Origin of the sequence: Allomuricauda sp. ARW1Y1 (assembly GCF_013407935.1) — a bacterium.
Taxonomy (GTDB): domain Bacteria; phylum Bacteroidota; class Bacteroidia; order Flavobacteriales; family Flavobacteriaceae; genus Flagellimonas.
Map to the genome: position 1 here is coordinate 18,459 of NZ_JACBZU010000009.1, position 18,433 is coordinate 36,891.

The window sequence follows — 18,433 nt, forward strand, 5'->3', positions numbered from 1 at the left end:
GTTTGATTATTTCTGGAATGATGATTTTGACCTATCCAGTATACTTTACGAGTAGGGCATCTTCGGTTTTTTCAATTTTGATGAGTCCATGTTTGGTCAAACCTTTGGTGCTCTTGTCCCATTTTTTACCGCTAAGCCCTGCTTTTTCTTTCAGGTCCGCCAATGCCATTTGGCCTTGCGGCTTAAGAATGTCTACAATGATTTTCTCTTCTTCGGTAAGCTCCACCTGCTTTTTCTCTGGTCGCATTTGCGGGAAGAACAGCACTTCTTGAATGGATGAATTGTTGGTCATTAGCATCACCAAACGATCAATTCCGATTCCGATACCAGAGGTCGGGGGCATACCATATTCCAAGGCGCGCAAGAAATCTTGATCAATGAACATAGCTTCGTCGTCCCCTTTTTCGGAGAGTTTCAATTGTTCTTCAAAACGCTCCCGTTGGTCTATGGGGTCGTTAAGCTCAGAGTAGGCATTGGCCAGCTCCTTGCCGTTCACCATCAACTCAAAACGCTCAGTCAATCTAGGATTGCTGCGGTGCTCTTTGGTCAACGGACTCATTTCCTTTGGGTAATCGATGATAAAGGTGGGCTGAATGTAGTGGTGCTCACATTTCTCCCCGAAGATCTCATCGATCAACTTACCAACGCCCATGGTATCATCCACTTCGATGTCCAATTTTTTGGCCACTTCGCGAAGTTCGTTTTCATCCATTCCGGCTACGTCAAAACCGGTATGGATTTTAATCGCTTCCAAAATGGGAACCCTTGGGTAGGGCGCTTTGAATTCTATTTCGTGCTGGCCCACTTTTACTTTGGAACTGCCCGTGGCATCAATGGCCACTTTCTCCAAAAGTTTTTCCGTGGTGTCCATCATCCAGTTGTAGTCCTTGTAGGCCACATACAGCTCCATTACGGTAAACTCCGGATTGTGGGTGCGGTCCATGCCTTCGTTCCGGAAATCCTTGGCGAATTCATAAACACCATCAAATCCTCCAACAATCAACCTTTTTAAGTACAGTTCGTTGGCTATGCGTAGGTATAACGGGATGTTCAACGCATTGTGATGGGTGAGGAAGGGGCGCGCGGCCGCTCCACCGGGAATGGGCTGCAAAATCGGTGTTTCCACTTCCAAATATCCTTTTTGGTTGTAGAACTCCCGTATACTGTTGGTAATCTTTGTCCTTTTGATGAAGGTGTCCTTTACCTGTGGATTTACCACCAAATCCACGTATCGTTGGCGGTACCGCAGTTCTGGGTCGTTAAAGGCGTCGTACACCTTTCCTTCATCGTCTACCTTTGGTAGCGGCAAGGGGCGCAAACTTTTGCTCAACAAGGTGAAGTTTTTCACCATCACGGTTTTTTCGCCTACTTGGGTGGTGAACAGCTCTCCTTCAATTCCGATGATATCCCCAATGTCCAACAACTTTTTGTACACATCGTTGTAGAGGGTCTTGTCATCGTCAGGGCAAATTTCGTCCCGGTTAAAATAGACCTGGATGCGACCTTCGCTGTCCTGAAGCTCCGCAAAAGAGGCTTTTCCCTGAATTCTACGCGACATCAATCTACCGGAAATCACTACTTTTTTCCCTTCTTCAAAATCATTCTTGATACTCTTGGAAGTGGCATCAACAGGATACAATGCTGCGGGGTATGGGTTGATGCCCATTTCCCTGAGTTTGGTCAATTTTTCCCTTCGAACGATCTCTTGTTCCGATAGTTGCATAGTCTGTAAAAATTTAAAGCGCAAAATTACACTTTTGCGCTTTAAATCCTTGCCTTGCCGTCAACTTAATATGCATAATTGGGTGTGTAGCCCTTCTGAAAAATGATTTGGGCCATATCTTCTTCCAAACTTTCCAATGGACTTTCCACGATGCGGTTCACTTCTTTACCATCCTTAAAAAAGATGATGGTGGGTACTTTGATGATATTCAGGCCCTTTTCTTCGCCTGTGGGACTGGTTTTGTAACGACCTTTTCGGTAATCCAGGGCAATGATTTCCAATTGCTCCATGGGGAAATCTGCGGTCTCCAGTATTTTGATGAATTTGGGAGCTTCCCTTTTGCTATCCCCGCACCAAGTACCCAAAAATAATTTAATCTGGTAGTCGGCCAGTTTTTCTTTCAGTAAAGTTGTCAAGGTTTCATCTACTTTGTAGTTGTCGAATCCACTTTGGAACCAACTGGCGTAGGGTTCTGTTTGTAGTCCTTCCAGATTGATTTGACCCACTAGCAATTGCCGACCGTTTTCCGTGGTGACTTCCTTGTTGAATTCTTGTGCGGAAATTTTGATGAAGCTTAGTACAAATAAAATGGTCAATACTCGTTTCATGATTTACAGTGATTTATGGTTTGGCGGCCAAATTCACTAAAATCAAGGTCTGGGAGAAGAAATGCCCGTTGGAAATGGGGACTAGACCGGGGGTTGAGATTTATTTTTGAAGCGCAACACCATCTCCTCACGCGAAGTAACCTCCAATTTTTTGTACAGGTTGTTGATGTGTGTTTTGATGGTGCTCACGCTTACAAAAAGCGCCGAGGCAATCTCTTTGTTGGTTTTGTTCTCCAGCATTAAATGAAGGATTTTTTGCTCTTGGGGAGTTAGTCTTTCAATTAATTGTGAAGCTTGGTTCTTTTTCCGTTTACCAAGAAAAAACAGGATATTCCCTAAAAGGGAAACCGCCAAAAGAGCAATAATGGTCCGATTCCATTTGGAAGATTTTGGACGATTAAAACCGGCCAATTCCCTGTCCGTGGTGATTTCAGCCTCATATTGTTGCGTAAATGTAGCCGTGGGATAGGTGCTGTCCAATCGTTCGGAAAGGTTTTCGTAGTATTCATTGGTGGTGAGGTCATCTAGATAAAATCGAAAGGTTTCGTTTCGTTTGTCGGACAAAAAATCGTAAATGTAGAGTTCTGCCAACGGTTCGTTGGCTTCTTCCCCAAAGGTGTGAAGGGTCTTGAACCATTTCTCCAAGTTCAGTTTCTTGTTGGCTTCTGATGGATAATCCGCAAAGTCGAAGGCCATTTGGCCTTTGAGTTCCTCTATTTCCAAAAGCAATCCAGAATTTGGGTTGGTAGAGGCTATGGTGCATAGCGATTGGTCCTCAAAAGAGGTGGGAAACTGCAAGGTGTCCGTGTTATTGGCGATAAATAGCACATTCTGGCTATTGTTACATCTCCCTAAGAAATGATTGGCCCCAGTATTGTTGGAACAACCGTCCAAATGGATTCGGTAGATGCGGTTTTGCACATTGAGGTTGTCCCCTTCAAAAGCAAAATGGCCCAAGGAATCTACCGTTGCTTTTTGCACAATTTGATCTACATAAACCCTTGAAGATTTGCGATAGTCTTCCACCAAGGAAAGGTAAATGGGGTTGCCGGCATGTTCTTGGGACACCTGACCCGAGAAATGGAATTGTCCCCATAGCGCTGATGAGCTGAAAACAAGTAGGATTTGTATGAAAAACCGCATTTGGTATCCGATTTTGGTTAAAAATAGTGGTTTTCTGTAACAAAACACCCATTTTCACTACCTATAAGTATCATCAATCAAATCGAATACCTATGAGTTTTTGGAGAGTGCTTTTGGCCATTCTATTCCCTCCATTGTCCGTAATCGGCAAGGGCTGCGGTTCTATTCTTATTGTTTTTTTACTGACGCTTTGCGGGTGGGTTCCCGGGGTAATTGCAGCCCTGGTCATTTTGAACAATCCGAATTAATCATCTTCTGATTTTATGATCGGATGGCTTTTCATCTAAATTTACCTGTGGTGATTGTAGGTGTTGCCCGATTATGATACTTTTATCGTTCAAAATATAATCGAGCAAAGCTCAGAAGAGGTGTCACTAACCATAAAACAACTACCATGAAGAAAATTCAATTAGCCATACTTGTGGCTCTAATCCTTTTGGCCGCGTCCTGTAATTTTACGGAAGAAATCCATTTGAAAGAGGACGGTTCGGGTCGACTCTCCATTAATTTTGACGGTTCGGAGATGATGGACATGGCAGGCGACGAGTTGACCAAGACCAATGAAAAGCCCATTGACTCGATTATCTCTTTCAAAGACTTTTTAGAGGAAAAAAAGGACAGTATTGCGCAATTGCCGCTTGAAGAGCAAGAGAAATTGAAAAAATTGGAGCCATTTAACATGCGAATGATCATGGACCCGGAACAAAAGGTGATGAAGTTTGACCTGTTCAGCGAGTTTAAGGACGTTAGCGATGTAAACGATGCCTTTGCCGCTTTTCAGGATGCAAGTTCCATTGGAAACAATTCCAATCCGCAGCAAGGCCAAATGAAACCTACCGAACAGCCCACGGAGGTTTACTACACCTTTAAAAAGAACAAGTTTACCCGTAAGGCCGAAATTCTGGACCAAGAGCTCTTTCAGCAACAGTTGGACAGTTTGGAAGGAGCCGAAATGTTCCTTTCTGGATCAACGTACACCTTGAAGTATCACTTTCCCAAGAAAATAAAATCCACCACTGCCGAGGCGGCTACCTTTAGTCAAGATGGCAAGACCCTGATCTACGAAGTCAACTTTCTGGATTTGATGAAGGACCCGTCCGTACTCGATTTGGAGGTAGAGCTGGAGAAGTAGTTTTCTAGAATAAGGCTTCGTATCTTTGTGGCATGAACAAAAAGGTTGCCCTACAGGATTTAGGATTCAAGGATTACAAGGAAACTTGGGATTACCAAGAAGCACTTTTTAAGCAGATTGTGGATACCAAAGTCCGCAATAGGCGGGAGGATGCAGGCCTTGAAACACCGAACCATTTTTTGTTCGTGGAGCACCCGCACGTGTATACCTTGGGCAAGAGTGGAGACATCAATAATTTGTTGGTGGACGAACAGAAACTGGCGGAGAAAGGCGCTACTTTTTACAAGATCAATCGTGGGGGAGATATTACCTACCATGGCCCGGGACAGGTTGTGGGCTACCCCATTTTGGACTTGGACAACTTTTTTACCGATATCCATAAATACCTTCGTTTTTTGGAGGAAATGGTGATTTTGACCTTGGCCGATTACGGTCTTAAAGGCCAACGCTCCGAAGGAGAAACGGGTGTTTGGTTGGATGTGGGCACTCCCTTTGCCCGAAAAATATGTGCCATGGGTGTTCGTGCCAGCCGTTGGGTCACCATGCACGGTTTCGCTCTCAACGTAAATACCGATTTAGGTTATTTTGATTTGATGATTCCCTGCGGCATCAAGGACAAAGCGGTTACATCCCTAAATGTTGAGCTTGGCCAAAAGGTTGTGGATATGGGCGAAGTCAAGGAAAAGTTGCTCTATCATTTCACAACGCTTTTTGAGGCGGAGTTGGTTAAGGAAAAGGCTGGGGTTTAGAATTTTACGTTGGCTTAAGCATGCGTCTCCCAAATATTCTTTAACTTCCTTCAAACATTCTATTGGCGCTTAAGTTCTTCAAATAACCATCAAGAGTTGCCACTCTTTTTTGGAACGAGGCGGCAATAACAAATTCAATGCACCATGAAAAAATTTCTCTTAACTATTGCTTTGGTCGGAACCTTTATCTCTTGCAAGACCAATACGGAAAAAAATACGGATACGGATAATTCCACTACCTCCGAAACAACAGAAAATAGCACCGCCGAAGAAATAAAAACCAACTATGTTCCCATTGATTCCGATGAGGCCCTGATTGCCACTTCGCTAATGGCTGCGCCAGCAGCAAGTCGTGATGGGTGCAAGGTCATTGGCTATAATATGGCCGGTGAGTTTGTGACGCTCAAGGAGGGGGATAACGAATTCATTGTGCTTGCGGATGACCCCAAAAAATCAGGCTTTAATGCGGCTTGCTACCACAAAAGCCTGGAGCCGTTTATGGCTAGGGGACGTGAATTGCGGGCCGAGGGCAAAACAGGGCCGGAAATTTTTGATATCCGTGAAGAAGAGGCCAAATCGGGCAAGTTGGATATGGGAATACCTGGAGCTACGTTGCACATCTATTATGGTGAGGGCGACCGCTACGACCCGGAAACCCACGAAGTGGAAGATGCCCAGTACCGCTATGTGGTGTATTTGCCTTTTGCCACGGCGGAGTCTACGGGTTTACCGGAACAACCCATAGGATCCAATCACCCTTGGATCATGAACCCGGGGACGCATCGTGCGCATATCATGATTTCTCCCTTGCCCAACAAAAAGGACTAACAAAAAACCGAGGCATTTGCCTCGGTTCTTGATTGTCATAAAATAAAGACTTCCTATTTACTGAATTGGGTAAGTAAGGAGCTGCCCATCAGTTTCCCATTCTTATTATAGGATTCCTGTTTGACCATCCCTACGCCTTCGGCCAACCATATACGGGAAGGAAAGGTTTGGTTGGTCATCATCATTTTGGTCTTGGTCTCGCTGTAGATCACATAACAGTCAAACGTGCCGGCTGGCGTGTTCACGCTTTCCCGCTTTTCCACTTTACGGTTGATGGTCTCCACATTGGTGTTCATATTAATGGCGCCGCCCATTTTCATTTTGACCTGCATATTGGCATCGGGCAGTTCTTGACCCACGGAAAGATTGTTGGGTAATTCCACATCGGTTCCGGAAATATCCATTTCCACATCGCCCATTTGGCTGAGCATCTGCTCGTTCATTAGAGACTTGAAGTCAATTTTTACCACATTGCCCTCACAGACCATGTTGTAATCAGACAGGAAACTGTTCCCTTTTTTGTCCACAAACTCCATTTGCATGGTGGCGCTTACATTTTCCCCATTGCTTTCCACATCGGTGATGGTATAATTGATCTGACCTTCTTCCCTTCCTTTTTTATCGTAATTGGTGTATTGGAAATTGGCACCATCCACCAAAGGGTAATAGGTGCTGCAGCTGTTTTGTGCATTGGATGTGTGTGCTGCGAATATCGCAAGCAGCACAAGAATTAAATATCGTTTCATGTGTTTGTTCGGTGTTATTTTTTAATGAATTCAACTCTGCGGTTCTGTGCTTTGCCCTGCGCAGAGGTATTATCGGCAACAGGCTCGGTTTCGCCTTTCCCTTCAGAAGTCAATCGGTCCGGAGAAATACCATAAACAGATACCAATGCCTTTTTAACGGACTCTGCCCGACTTTTGGAAAGCGTCATGTTGCTTTCATCGGAGCCATCGGAATCGGTATGCCCCACAATATTCAGTTGGATGGAACCATCTTGGTTCAGCACTTGTGAAATCTGCCGGATGATACCCATCGATTGTGGTAGAATGTCTGCCGAACCTGAATTGAAAAGGATTCCGTTGGTGGAAATTTTACCTTCGGACATCAATTTTCTACGAAGATCCACACCACCTTCGGCAATCTTTAGGTTGCTGATCAACACTTGCTCCTGTCTTTTTTGCTTGTCGATGCCATTCACGTAAAACTTCAGGTAGTTGATCAATTCCGGTTTTACGATAAACTGCGGTAGGTCGGCAATTTTGTTTTCATTGAGCCAAAGCCTGTAGCGGTTTTTGTTTACCGCTATGGATACATGCACTACATCTTGATATAATTGACGTAGATCTTGCTGTAAAGTGTTTTGTATGGGGGCAGGGTCTCCCCTAAAATTATTGTCAACTCTTACCCCGATTGCGATGTATTGGCAAAAATTGAGGTTGGCCAATGCATTGTTTTCGTTTGTCGTCAACCCATCGGTCTCGGAAAGGTAAATGCCCAGAACGGCACCGGAGCCTGTATTTCTACTCAAATTAACGACTTTGAGGTCGAATTCTATGGTAAAGTCCTCTGGGAGTTGAGTGCCCAGATTGGGAATCGTAAGACTTCTATTGGCCACGGAATACCATTTTCCGGGAAGGTCTCCTACTGTTACTACTTCTCCAGAACCATTGGTGTTCCATTTGGATGGGAAATCACCCATAAAATCATCGTTGAAATCATCATAAAAAAGTGGCTTGTCCCCTGGAACAAAGTCAAATTTACTATAGACTTCCATGGTTTTTGGCCCAGTGGTCATGGGTCCCGTAGTGGAGGGATTGCCATCTGCATTCCCGTTGGTATTTTCATTGCCGGGTGTGTTTCCTGGCGTATTTCCGCCAGAACCGGGTTCCAGGATACTATCGAGGGCCTGGTCTGTTTTTTTGGAGGTTTCTTGTTCTACTCGGCGTTCAACCGTTCGTTCGGCTGCCTTTTCCGCTTTTTTGGCCAATTTTTTAAAGAATTGGGCCTCAGCACTAGTGCCCAGCAAAAGGGCAAAGGACAAACAGCAGAATAGTTTGTTGGAGGTTTTCATTTCTAAGTGTTTTAGTTTGTTGATAAAGCAATTCCACCCAAATTACTAAAATGAAACCCTTCTTGAAATCAAAAATGTATGTTTCGTAGCAACTATTGTATAAGTCGCATCCAGATGGACGGCTAGTTTATTTTGTACACAATCAGGGAATTGTCCTGATCTTTTGCTACCAATTCCAATTGTTTGTCGTTGTCCATGTCGGTAAGGTCGATCATGGAACTGCCGAATACGGGAAAATTGGGGATGGGCTCTGCTTGGCTGTCGAACAAATAGATTTGACGGTTTTGGATATCCGTTACGCCCACATAGATTTTATCGTAGATATAAAAAATCTCAGGCTTGGAATACACGCCAAGTTCCAGTTCCACTTTTTTGCCCTTAATGCTCAGCACATTATCGTCCATAAACACCAAGGTGTTGCTGGTGGCGTAAAAACCGTGATCTGGATTTAGGTTGAAATTCGTTGCGACCAGTTTTCCGTTGGTATCGATTTGGTGGAGCACTCCTGTTTTGTTGGTCACCGTGAATTTGTCCTTGTACAGAAACACATCGTTATTGGAAAAGTCGATTTTTTCCGGCACCTTGATGCGGTCGCTACCTACACGGTGCAAAATGCGGATGGTGCTGTTGTCCAATCTAAAGACAAGGTAGTCCTTGTTGCCTACCCTAAAGTGTTTGGGCGCACCCAAAATATTGCTGGGTGCTTCGGTAAAGGTAAAGCCGCGCACAATTTTTCCTTGATTGTTGTACATGAATACTTTTCGGCCTTGGGTCACTACAAAGCGATAGTTCCGGCTTCCATCATAATCAAAAACGGCCAATGGATTTAGGTTGCCTCCCTCAAAATCAATTTTGAATGGGGCCACCTCGTCGCCGTTGCGGTCAAGTACCATAAATTGATCGTTGGTAGTAAAGGCCATCTGCAATTTTCCATTCTTGTAGATGTCAACTTGTTGGATGTCCCCTTGAATTCGACCGTCCAGTTGTTTGGTCCACAGCACCTTTCCGTCGTTGGAAATAAGGTAAAGCACATTATTTTGGTCCTGCACCACGATTTCCTGTTCGTTGGTCCTGTGGTTTTTCACGAATTGTGGATCGGTGGCCAAATCGGTGTTGAGTTCCAAGGTGAACAAGGGGGATACCGCATTTTTCTCTTGGCTCTGTTTGATTTTGGAAGTCAGCAAATTGAAATGGCCAAAGCCATTGTCCATCACCATTTGCGAAGCAAAGACCAAGTCGTTCAGGTCGTCATTTACGATATCTTCTGCCACATCTTCGGAAAGTTCCGCCTCGGTAAAAAAATCGATGCCCGCAGCATTGGAAATAAAAAGCATACTGGACTCGTTGGCCATGTAAGCTTTGGCGGTTAAATAACCCTGTTCCTTATCAAAAGAAGAAGAACTTTTGTGGCTGCTGATGATGGTCTGTAACGCTTCTTTATCCTCTGAAAAAATAAAGCTGTTTTCAATGACCGTACAAAAGTTGGCCTCAAAATTTTTAACTAGGGGTGTGAAGTGTTCGGTAATGAGTTTAGGCTCCTGCAGTTCCAAGATCTCGTTGCCCTGATAGTTTTGTGAGGCCACTTTTTTACTGTCCAAATAATCGTAGAGGCCTTCGGTACCATACGATTTTAAGAGCACCGTCTTTTTGTTGTTCGAATAAATAATGCCTACCTCTTCGATGGTGTTGAAGAGGGAATCAGTTTGTTTTACCCTGTCCAAATAAGAGTTCTGGTTGTTGGCAAATACCCTATAGTCGTCAAAGGTATAGGAAATGATGGCTTGTGCATTGAGTGGGGCATAGGCAGCAGTTTTATTGGCAAGGGGGGAAGTGCCCTTGAACAGATTGATAAAGGTTTTGGTGGAGTCAGTGGCCATGGCCACTCCGTTGAGGTTCACTTCATCTGAATTGGCGGTAAAATCCAAGGAAATCCATGAAGAGAATGGTTTGTTGGCATCGTTGTTTTCCTTTAGGGAAAGCAAAGAGATATTTCCTTCAGGGTTTAGGAAGAGTGTTGCCGATTTATCCGTAGCACTCGTTTCGTAAAGCTTTTCCAGATTGGGGTCTGTTTTTTGGTTCCCGCTCATACGGACCATGTTCTCGATGAGCATTTGGGAGGAGCTCATGACCATGTCGTTTTCTTTTCGTACCCCAAAAACTTCCAGTCCATCCAAAGTGTATTTGGTTATTGTGGTCCCTTCGTAGGTGATGGATTCTATAGTTTTATTGGCAATGCTATCGACATTGAACAGGTCCGCGTTGTTTTTTGCGACTAGAATGTAATCATAATGGTCCTTTCCCACTTCGTAAATACCAAGTGCCGTTGTTTTGTCGGTAGAAAGATGTTCAAGGCCTTTGACTTTGGATAGGATGTCGTTCAGGTGCGAGAGCTGTTCCACATCCTTCAAAAAGGTATTGTTTTTGAGCTCGCTTCTAAAATTGGTGAGGTTATTGATTTTTACGACAAGCGATGGGTTGGGCGGTAAATGTTGAAGAAGGGAGTCTTTGGTCTTCACCTCTTTTGTGCACGAAGCAATCAAAACGGGGAGCAAGCAGAAAAGTACCTTTAATCTCATTCTTGAAGTTTCATACAAAGTTAGGGTTTTTAAATATCCAGTGACAACTGTTCAGGGAGTTGCCTAAAGCTTTTTCTGTGGTACTTGGTAAGGCCGTATGTTCTAATGGCCTCCCTATGCTCTTTGGTAGGATAGCCTTTGTTTTTTTTCCAATTGTACATTGGGAACTCTTCATGTATACGTGCCATGTATTCATCACGGTAGGTTTTGGCCAAAACGGATGCGGCCGCAATGCTCATATACTTGCTGTCTCCTTTTATTATGCATTGGTGTTCGATTTTAGGATAGGGCTTAAAACGATTGCCGTCCACGATTAAGAATTCTGGTTGTGGGCTTAACTGTGCAATGGCTCGGTGCATGGCCAAAAAAGAAGCGTTTAGAATATTGATTTCATCAATTTCCTCTTGAAAAACATGACTTACAGAAAAACAGACTGCTTCTTCTTCCAAAATTGGTTTTAAAAGGGTCCGTTTGGCCTCTGAAAGCTGTTTGGAATCATTTAAGGTGTTGTGGTTGAATTTTTCGGGCAAAATAATGGCCGCAGCGGTCACTGGACCAGCTAGGCATCCCCTGCCAGCTTCATCGGTTCCTGCTTCAAAAAAGGTTCGGTAACACGATTTTAACATATTTCTTAAAAATTTAACAGTGTGTTGGTTGGAAAAAACATAATTATTAATGAAAAGTTAAAAAAATTCCTACATATCCTATTTATAAGGCTTTAGCTTGCGAATATTCTGTTAAAATTATGAAAAACCCTGATGGATACTGCGCTAATATACGATTGTTGGTGGTGTTAATTTTTTTGAATATTAACTTTTTATATTGACTTTTGGGCTGGACTAATTCAAAAAATGAAATAAATGAAAGCTAAGTTAGCATGGATGCTGACACCTTTTTTGGTGTTATGTATGTCTTTCTCTTTCGGACAAGAGAAAACAGTTTCAGGTAACGTGACGGACGACACAGGTCTGCCTTTACCTGGTGTTTCCATTTTGGTTGTTGGAACGACCAACGGAACACAAACAGATTTTGATGGTAATTATTCTATCTCGGTCAGTGAGGGGCAAGTATTGCGCTTCAGCTACATTGGTCAAAAGACCGTTGATAGGACTGTAGGAGCTTCATCCACCATCGATGTACAAATGGAAGCCGACGCCCAGGCGTTGGAAGAGGTTATTGTAACCGGTCAGGGTTCTGGTATCGCCAGAAGAAAGTTGTCTACAACGGTTGACGTTTTGGATGCCGAGGAAATCGACAAATTGCCTGCCAACCAGATTGACCAGTTATTACAGTCGACCACTCCAAGTGCACAGATTCGCTTGAGTTCCGGTCAGCCTGGTACTGCAGCTTTGATCAGGACAAGGGGTCCAATTTCTGCTGCTTCATCTGCCACTCCGGTAATCATTATTGATGGTATCCGTGTGGATAACTTGAACTCCAACCCCCAGTTGGGTATTGGAACAGGTGGTGCGAACGTTTCGGCCCTTGCGGATATCCCAGTGGAGTCCATCGAAAAAATCGAATACATTAAAGGTGGTGCCGCAACTACATTGTACGGTGCGGATGCTGCGAACGGTGTTATCCAAATCATTACCAAAAAAGGTAAGGATGGAAAAAGTTCAGCCTATTTCGAAACCAATCTTGGGGTGATTAAAGCCACTAAGGATTTCTTGAGATACGACAGAACTGCTGAGGCTATTTTTGAGCCGGGACTTTCCCAAGAGATGAAGGTTGGATTGAACGGAGGTTCTGAGAAATTCTCCTATAACTTCGCCGGTAACTTGTATACCGATGATAGCTTCAATGACATCAATGAGCAAACAAGAAGGTCCTTTACTTTCGGATTGACCGCAAAGGTAACCGACAGATTACAGTACCAAGGGTCTTTCTCTTTTGTGAATTTCGAATCTAACTTGGATTACAACGCAAACACAAGTTTTTCGCGTTTTTCTGGGATAGAAGGCTCCGCAAGGGGAGCAACAGATGAATTTACGGATGCTGAATGGCAAGATGAGGTGGCCAGATACAGAAGAATTGGTGAGTTGGTAGACATTACCAGCACCACCAACCGTATCACCGCTTCCAATAAGTTCATTTATGATATCAACGATAACCTACAGGTGAACGCCACCATCGGTATCGATAACAGGAATACAGTTCAGGAAGAATTGCAAAGCAATGCCCTTTTGGTGGAGCTTGGTGCTATTGCTCCTGGTACTACCGATCAAGGTAGTTTGAGCAGGGTGTTGCGTTCTGCATTCACCTTGACTACTGACGTAAACATTACGCATACAGCCGATTTGGAAAACTTCTCTTTTGTAAGTATTCTAGGTGGGCAGTTCTTTAGAACTTCTGACAGACAGAACAGGCTTGACGGTTCTGGAGGTGTTGATGGGACCCGTTCCTTGAACAACTTCTCAGAGCAAGCGTTCTCGGATTTCGTTCTTGAAAACGCGAACTACGGTCTGTACTTCTTGGAGAACATCGGTATCTACGATGTGGCCTTCTTGGAATTGGGTGGTAGATTGGATAGGAACACGGCTTCCGGTTCCAATACCGATCCACTTTTCCTTCCTAAAATCGGTCTTACCTATAACTTGAGCGACCACGATTTTTACAGGGATGCAGGTATCAGCAATATACTTTCTACTGTGAAGTTGCGTGCCAACTACGGTGAGGCTACCAACTTTGCACAGCCGTTTTTGCAGGACAGGACCTTTGCCCAGAACCCATTCTTGGGAGGACCTTCCTTTACCTTTGCCAACCCTGGTAATGATGAGTTGGTATCCGAGCGTGTAAAGACCACGGAATTTGGTGTGGAACTTGGTTTCTTCAGCAACAGGTTGTTCTTGAGCGGTACCCGATATGTGGGTATCACTGAAGATGCATTGTTTACACCTCAGTCAGCGCCTTCAACAGGTCAGTTGAACCAGATCCAGAACATTGGTGAGGTGGAGAACAAAGGTTACGAATTTGAGTTGAGAGCGACTCCGATCCAAACGGACAAGCACACTTTGAGTGTTAACCTATCCTATAACACCAACGAAAACTTGGTGACCGATTCAGGAGGTGCACCGGCATTCGTTGTGGGTGGTTTCACCGTATTGGGATCAGTAGTGGAAGAAGGACAGAGCTTGGGTTACCTAAGGGGTACTGCAGCAATCCTTCAGGAAGATGGTACTTACTCCTTTGAGCCAAATACGCCTCTAGGAGATACTTTCGCCCCGAACTTTGGTTCCATGGGACTTAACTACACTTGGGGAGATTTCAACTTCTTCGCGACAGCCGATTATCAATTTGGAGGTCAGATCACCGATTTGAGCTTCTTGTTGAGACACTTGAGAGGAACTGACAACACTGGAATCCCAGAAGATTTGATTGGAACAACATCTCCTTTCAACTACGTGAACTTCTTTGTGTTCGACAACGACTTCTTGAAAGTTAGAAACATCGGTGCTTCGTACAACTTCGGTGATATCGCCAAGCCATTGTTCAGCAACATTCGTTTGGGCGTAACCGTGACCAATCCGTTCAACTGGACGGCAGGTAACTTTGACCCTGAGACCACAGGTTCCGGTATTACAGCACAGAACGGTTTTGCCAGTGGTGGTTTTGCCTACGGTACGGAGTCCGCACCAAGAACTTATGTAGCCTCGCTAAGGTTTCAATTTTAATAAAAAAAGATAACGATGAAAAAACTGATCATATTTTCTCTATCCATACTGGCCATTAGCTGTACAGGCGACTTTGGCGATGTAGTGGACTTTAAAGAGGTTGAAAACCCCAACCTATCGGAGTCTTCCGTAGTGGGGCAGCCCAACTCGGCCTCCATCTGGCTTTCAGGACTTGAAAGACAGTTGGCAATCGCGTTCAACGAAACCTTGGTTCTTTCGGAGCTAGGTTCGGACAACTATGTAAACACACAGACGTTCTTCAACCAGTTTATGGACGGTCTGGAAATCCAGATTACGGATCCTGACATGAGGGATACCCAGCGTCAGATTCAGCGTTTGCGAGAACTGGCTGTATTTGGTCTTGCCCAAGTAGGTCCTGGTGACCCTAACTATGACACCGCTACCGAGGCAGAGTTCAACTTTTTCGAAGGAATGTCCTATTTGATGTCCGCAATGTATTTTTCCGCATTGCCAGCAGAACCTACAGGTGTTCCAATTACCGCAAATGAGCATTATCAAAATGCAATTGCTTCTTTTGACGCTGCCATCGCGCTCAACCCTCAACCAGAATATCATCTGGCCAAGGCAAGGGCAAACTACTATTTGGGCAACAAGAACGAAGCAGTAGCTGCTGCCACCGCCGCACTTGGCTTGAGTGGTGATTTTGACCGATTTGTATTGTTCGATCAGGCGAACGGTCCTGTAAACATTTTCGAAAACGCCCTTTACCAAAGAGCAACCTTCGATGATTTACAGCCATTGCCCACCTTGGACTTCTTGGATCCAAAGTATTCTTTCTTGAGTACTTCGCAAGATGCTCCCGTGCATTATCTAAAAGCGGAAGAGGCTTATTTGATTTTGGCTGAAGCTGCATTGGCAGACAATAACATCACTGCGGCCAGAACCAACTTGAACAATCTATTGGATTTGATCGACACAAGGGAGGTTAGAAACATCGATGATTCCATCGAGCAACGTTCCCAGGTTGATGAAGGTTCAAGGCCAGATAGCGATGATATTATCGTAAATGGTAGAGCTGGACTTGTATTGTCCCGTCAGGATGGAAACGTGGATGTTCCTTCAGTTTCTGGAACTTCCTTGACCGCTGCCGACGTTGCTGCCATGCAGGATGACGATGCTGGATTGGCACTATTGTACCGCACTAGACAAGAGGTGTTCATTGCCGAAGGTCTACGATTTGTGGACATGGGTGTTAAATTGGTTATCGACGAGAACGAGATTCTGTTGAACGAGAACATCAATGAAGGTGACTTGGGTACAACTCCGGTAATCCCTTCTTTTATTGCTGCTGTAGTAGGTGACCTTGATGCCATCAACTACGAGCCAGGTTCAACTACTGCGAGTACCGTAATCGATTTGAACCAGATTTTGGTGAACAACAAAACATCGGATGCCGTAGTTCCTTTTGAATAGGAATAGCGCATTAAAAATAAAGGACCCCCGCCAGCAGCGGGGGTTTTTTTATGTCTCAACTTTTCACATTTCTTTAGAAACAAAACTTTTACCTTTGCCCAACCAATATCAAGGAATGAGATTTTTAGCATTGACCCTACTTTTATTGATTGGCCAATCGGTCTTGGCACAGCAAGATTCGATTCCTCCGCAAAAAGAGGGGGACTCTACAAGGCTTCAAATCAAAGATTCCCTCACACTTCCAAAAACTGAAGCTGCTCCAATGGATGCTGATAGGCGCAGGGCAAAGGAAGAACGTAGAACCAAAATGGAATCAAAACAGAAGGATTCCGTCACCATAAACGATTACAAGATCATCTCATATCAAAGGGATACGACTTATGTCGATACCACTTTGACTATCAGAAAGGATTATATCTACAATTATTTAAGGGAAGATGATTTTGAGTTAATGCCCTTTGCCAATATGGGGCAACCTTATAATGAGTTGGGCAAAAGCTTTGTATCGACACCTTATTACCCAAGAATTGGCGCAACGGCCAAGCACCCTGGTTATTTTGAAAAAGAGGACATCAACTATTATAATGTCCCGACACCCATGACTGAACTCATGTTCAAGACGACCATGGAGCAAGGGCAGTATTTGGATGCGTTGCTCACTTTCAATATTTCCGAACGGTTCAATGCATCAGTGGCCTACAATGGTTTTAGGTCCTTGGGAAAATATAGGTACGAAGAAGCAGAGGACGGAAAATTCAGGGTCACCTTCAATTATCTTTCCCAAAATGGACGATATAGTCTCAGGGGACACATTGCCGCGCAGGATATGCGAACGGAAGAAAGTGGTGGTCTCCGAGATCGGAGCCAATTTGAGGATGATCAACCCGATTTTCAAGATCGGGCCAAGATTGACCCGCTTTATGAAAATGCGAACAACAAAATATTGGGCAAGCGATATTTCTTGGACCAACGGTTCAAATTGGTCAACGCAAAAAGAGATTCTGTTGATACCAATCCAACAACCTTGGCCCTTGGTCACGAATTTAGTTACGAGACCAAACTTTATGATTTTGAGCAAACCCAACAAAATGATGCATTGGGTCAAGACCCATTTTTGGTTCCCATCAGGGACAGGGCAAGGCTGAAGACCATGTTCAATAAAGGTACCGTGGAATTTTCAAATAGGACGTTGGGAAAACTGTCGGGCAATATTGGATTGTTCAACTATAATTACTTCTTCAACAGTGTCCTGATCACGGAGGAAGAGACCATTCAAAATAAATTGCAGGGAGAAGAGATTTCTGTAGGAGGAAGTTACAGTAATACCATTGGACCTTTGTATCTGGAGGGGGATGTTAATTATACGGTATCGGGTGAGCTTACGGGAAACAATTTGGATGCCTTTGCCAGATATCGATTGGGCGAGAATCATTCGGTAACCGGTTCCATACACCTATCGTCGCGTATGCCCGATTTTAATTATTTGTTATATCAGAGTGACTACCGCAACTTCAACTGGCAAAACACGGATACTTTTGAGAATGTACGGACAAAGAGCATCAAATTTGGTTTGGAATCCAAAATGCTAGGGTATTTAACAGCGGAATTCAGTACATTGGAGAATTACACTTACTTCGCATCAACGGCCAATGAAGAGCAAATAGGGTTGGGGCAAGAAACGGCTTTTGTAAGGCCTTTTCAGGAATCGGGCACCGTGAATCACCTAAAGGTGAAATATCAAAAAGAGGTAAAATGGCGCAAATGGGCCTTGATGAATACGGTCATGTATCAAAGCGTTGCCCAAGATGCCCAAGTACTCAATCTTCCGGAAGTAGTGACAAGGAACAGTCTGTATTTTTCCAGCGATGTCTTTAAAAAGGCAATGTTTATCCAAACAGGGGTGACCTTTAAGTATTTTACCGCATATAATATGAATGCCTACAATCCGCTGTTGGGCGAATTCTATATTCAGAACAATGAAGAGTTTGGCGGATATCCATTGTTAGATCTTTTTATAAATGCCAAAGTGAGACAAACAAGGATTTATTTAAAGGCCGAACACCTGAATTCCATTTTTTCAGAGCCCAATTACTACTCGGCGCCCAATTATCCCTATCGTGATTTTGTGATCAGATTTGGGTTGGTCTGGAATTTCTTTTCATAATTTTTTGGGAGATCGTAAAAAGGAATCACTGGAAAACAAGCACTTAGAAATTAATCGGATTTTTTTCAAAAAAAATATCGAAAAACATTTTGTGGTAAGGAAATAAGGTGCGTATATTTGCACCCGCTTAGCTGATAAGGCAAGGCGCTTTTGAAAGACCGAAAGAGGTGTTTTGAAAGAAAAAAGACAAGAAGTTCATATACATATTGTAACGACAGCGTAGAATTAAGAAAGAACCATTTTGATGCGGGGACTCGGGATTTCCGGGTGTCGGACAGACATTCAAGGAAATACAATGAAGAGTTTGATCCTGGCTCAGGATGAACGC

Annotated in this window: 14 protein-coding genes; 7 read left to right on the forward strand and 7 right to left on the reverse strand. The window is 43.9% G+C overall.

Going from position 1 to position 18,433, the window contains the following annotated elements; genetic code table 11:
* Nucleotides 1–31 precede the first annotated feature (31 nt).
* The 3 genes from lysS to GGE08_RS15775 form a co-directional block, all read right to left on the reverse strand.
* The gene (gene lysS / locus GGE08_RS15765; protein ID WP_179385848.1) at nt 32–1,723 is read right to left on the reverse strand and encodes a lysine--tRNA ligase; all 1,692 of its coding nucleotides are present in this window, start codon (nt 1,721–1,723) and stop codon (nt 32–34) included.
* A gap of 65 nt (nt 1,724–1,788) precedes the next feature.
* Complete coding sequence (locus tag GGE08_RS15770; protein WP_179385849.1) at nt 1,789–2,331, reverse strand: thioredoxin family protein; 543 nt, start codon at nt 2,329–2,331, stop codon at nt 1,789–1,791.
* 81 nt (nt 2,332–2,412) lie between these two features.
* A complete protein-coding gene (locus GGE08_RS15775; RefSeq protein ID WP_179385850.1) occupies nt 2,413–3,474 on the reverse strand; it encodes a response regulator transcription factor in 1,062 nt (353 codons plus the stop codon).
* A gap of 92 nt (nt 3,475–3,566) precedes the next feature.
* Here GGE08_RS15775 and GGE08_RS15780 point away from each other — a divergent pair, with 92 nt between their 5' ends.
* The 4 genes from GGE08_RS15780 (at nt 3,567) to GGE08_RS15795 (ending at nt 6,183) form a co-directional block, all read left to right on the forward strand.
* On the forward strand, nt 3,567–3,722 hold the full coding sequence (locus GGE08_RS15780; RefSeq protein ID WP_090291467.1) for a YqaE/Pmp3 family membrane protein: 156 nt from the start codon (nt 3,567–3,569) through the stop codon (nt 3,720–3,722).
* A 146-nt stretch (nt 3,723–3,868) separates the two neighbouring features.
* Nucleotides 3,869–4,606, forward strand: a complete 738-nt coding sequence (locus tag GGE08_RS15785) for a hypothetical protein (protein ID WP_179385851.1) — start codon at nt 3,869–3,871, stop codon at nt 4,604–4,606.
* Between the two features lie 32 nt (nt 4,607–4,638).
* On the forward strand, nt 4,639–5,355 hold the full coding sequence (lipB, locus tag GGE08_RS15790) for a lipoyl(octanoyl) transferase LipB (protein WP_179385852.1): 717 nt from the start codon (nt 4,639–4,641) through the stop codon (nt 5,353–5,355).
* A 144-nt stretch (nt 5,356–5,499) separates the two neighbouring features.
* The gene (locus GGE08_RS15795; protein ID WP_179385853.1) at nt 5,500–6,183 is read left to right on the forward strand and encodes a hypothetical protein; all 684 of its coding nucleotides are present in this window, start codon (nt 5,500–5,502) and stop codon (nt 6,181–6,183) included.
* 53 nt (nt 6,184–6,236) lie between these two features.
* Here the strand turns inward: GGE08_RS15795 and GGE08_RS15800 are convergent, their stop codons facing one another.
* From GGE08_RS15800 to GGE08_RS15815, 4 genes are all read right to left on the reverse strand, one after another.
* A complete protein-coding gene (locus GGE08_RS15800) occupies nt 6,237–6,929 on the reverse strand; it encodes a hypothetical protein (RefSeq protein WP_179385854.1) in 693 nt (230 codons plus the stop codon).
* Between the two features lie 14 nt (nt 6,930–6,943).
* Nucleotides 6,944–8,257: an OmpA family protein gene (locus GGE08_RS15805; protein ID WP_179385855.1), complete on the reverse strand. Its 1,314-nt coding sequence runs from the start codon at nt 8,255–8,257 to the stop codon at nt 6,944–6,946.
* Between the two features lie 122 nt (nt 8,258–8,379).
* The gene (locus GGE08_RS15810) at nt 8,380–10,833 is read right to left on the reverse strand and encodes a ribonuclease HII (RefSeq protein ID WP_179385856.1); all 2,454 of its coding nucleotides are present in this window, start codon (nt 10,831–10,833) and stop codon (nt 8,380–8,382) included.
* Nucleotides 10,834–10,862: 29 nt separating this feature from the next.
* Nucleotides 10,863–11,459 carry a ribonuclease HII gene (locus tag GGE08_RS15815; RefSeq protein ID WP_179385857.1) on the reverse strand — a complete coding sequence of 199 codons (597 nt, stop codon included), beginning with the start codon at nt 11,457–11,459 and terminating at the stop codon, nt 10,863–10,865.
* A gap of 234 nt (nt 11,460–11,693) precedes the next feature.
* Here GGE08_RS15815 and GGE08_RS15820 point away from each other — a divergent pair, with 234 nt between their 5' ends.
* The 3 genes from GGE08_RS15820 to GGE08_RS15830 all read left to right on the forward strand — a co-directional run bounded on the left by GGE08_RS15820 (nt 11,694) and on the right by GGE08_RS15830 (nt 18,105).
* Nucleotides 11,694–14,507, forward strand: coding sequence for a TonB-dependent receptor domain-containing protein (locus tag GGE08_RS15820; RefSeq protein WP_179385858.1), 2,814 nt, complete (start codon nt 11,694–11,696; stop codon nt 14,505–14,507).
* 15 nt (nt 14,508–14,522) lie between these two features.
* On the forward strand, nt 14,523–15,941 hold the full coding sequence (locus GGE08_RS15825; RefSeq protein WP_179385859.1) for a hypothetical protein: 1,419 nt from the start codon (nt 14,523–14,525) through the stop codon (nt 15,939–15,941).
* Nucleotides 15,942–16,056: 115 nt separating this feature from the next.
* On the forward strand, nt 16,057–18,105 hold the full coding sequence (locus GGE08_RS15830) for a putative porin (protein WP_257024060.1): 2,049 nt from the start codon (nt 16,057–16,059) through the stop codon (nt 18,103–18,105).
* Nucleotides 18,106–18,433 lie beyond the last annotated feature (328 nt).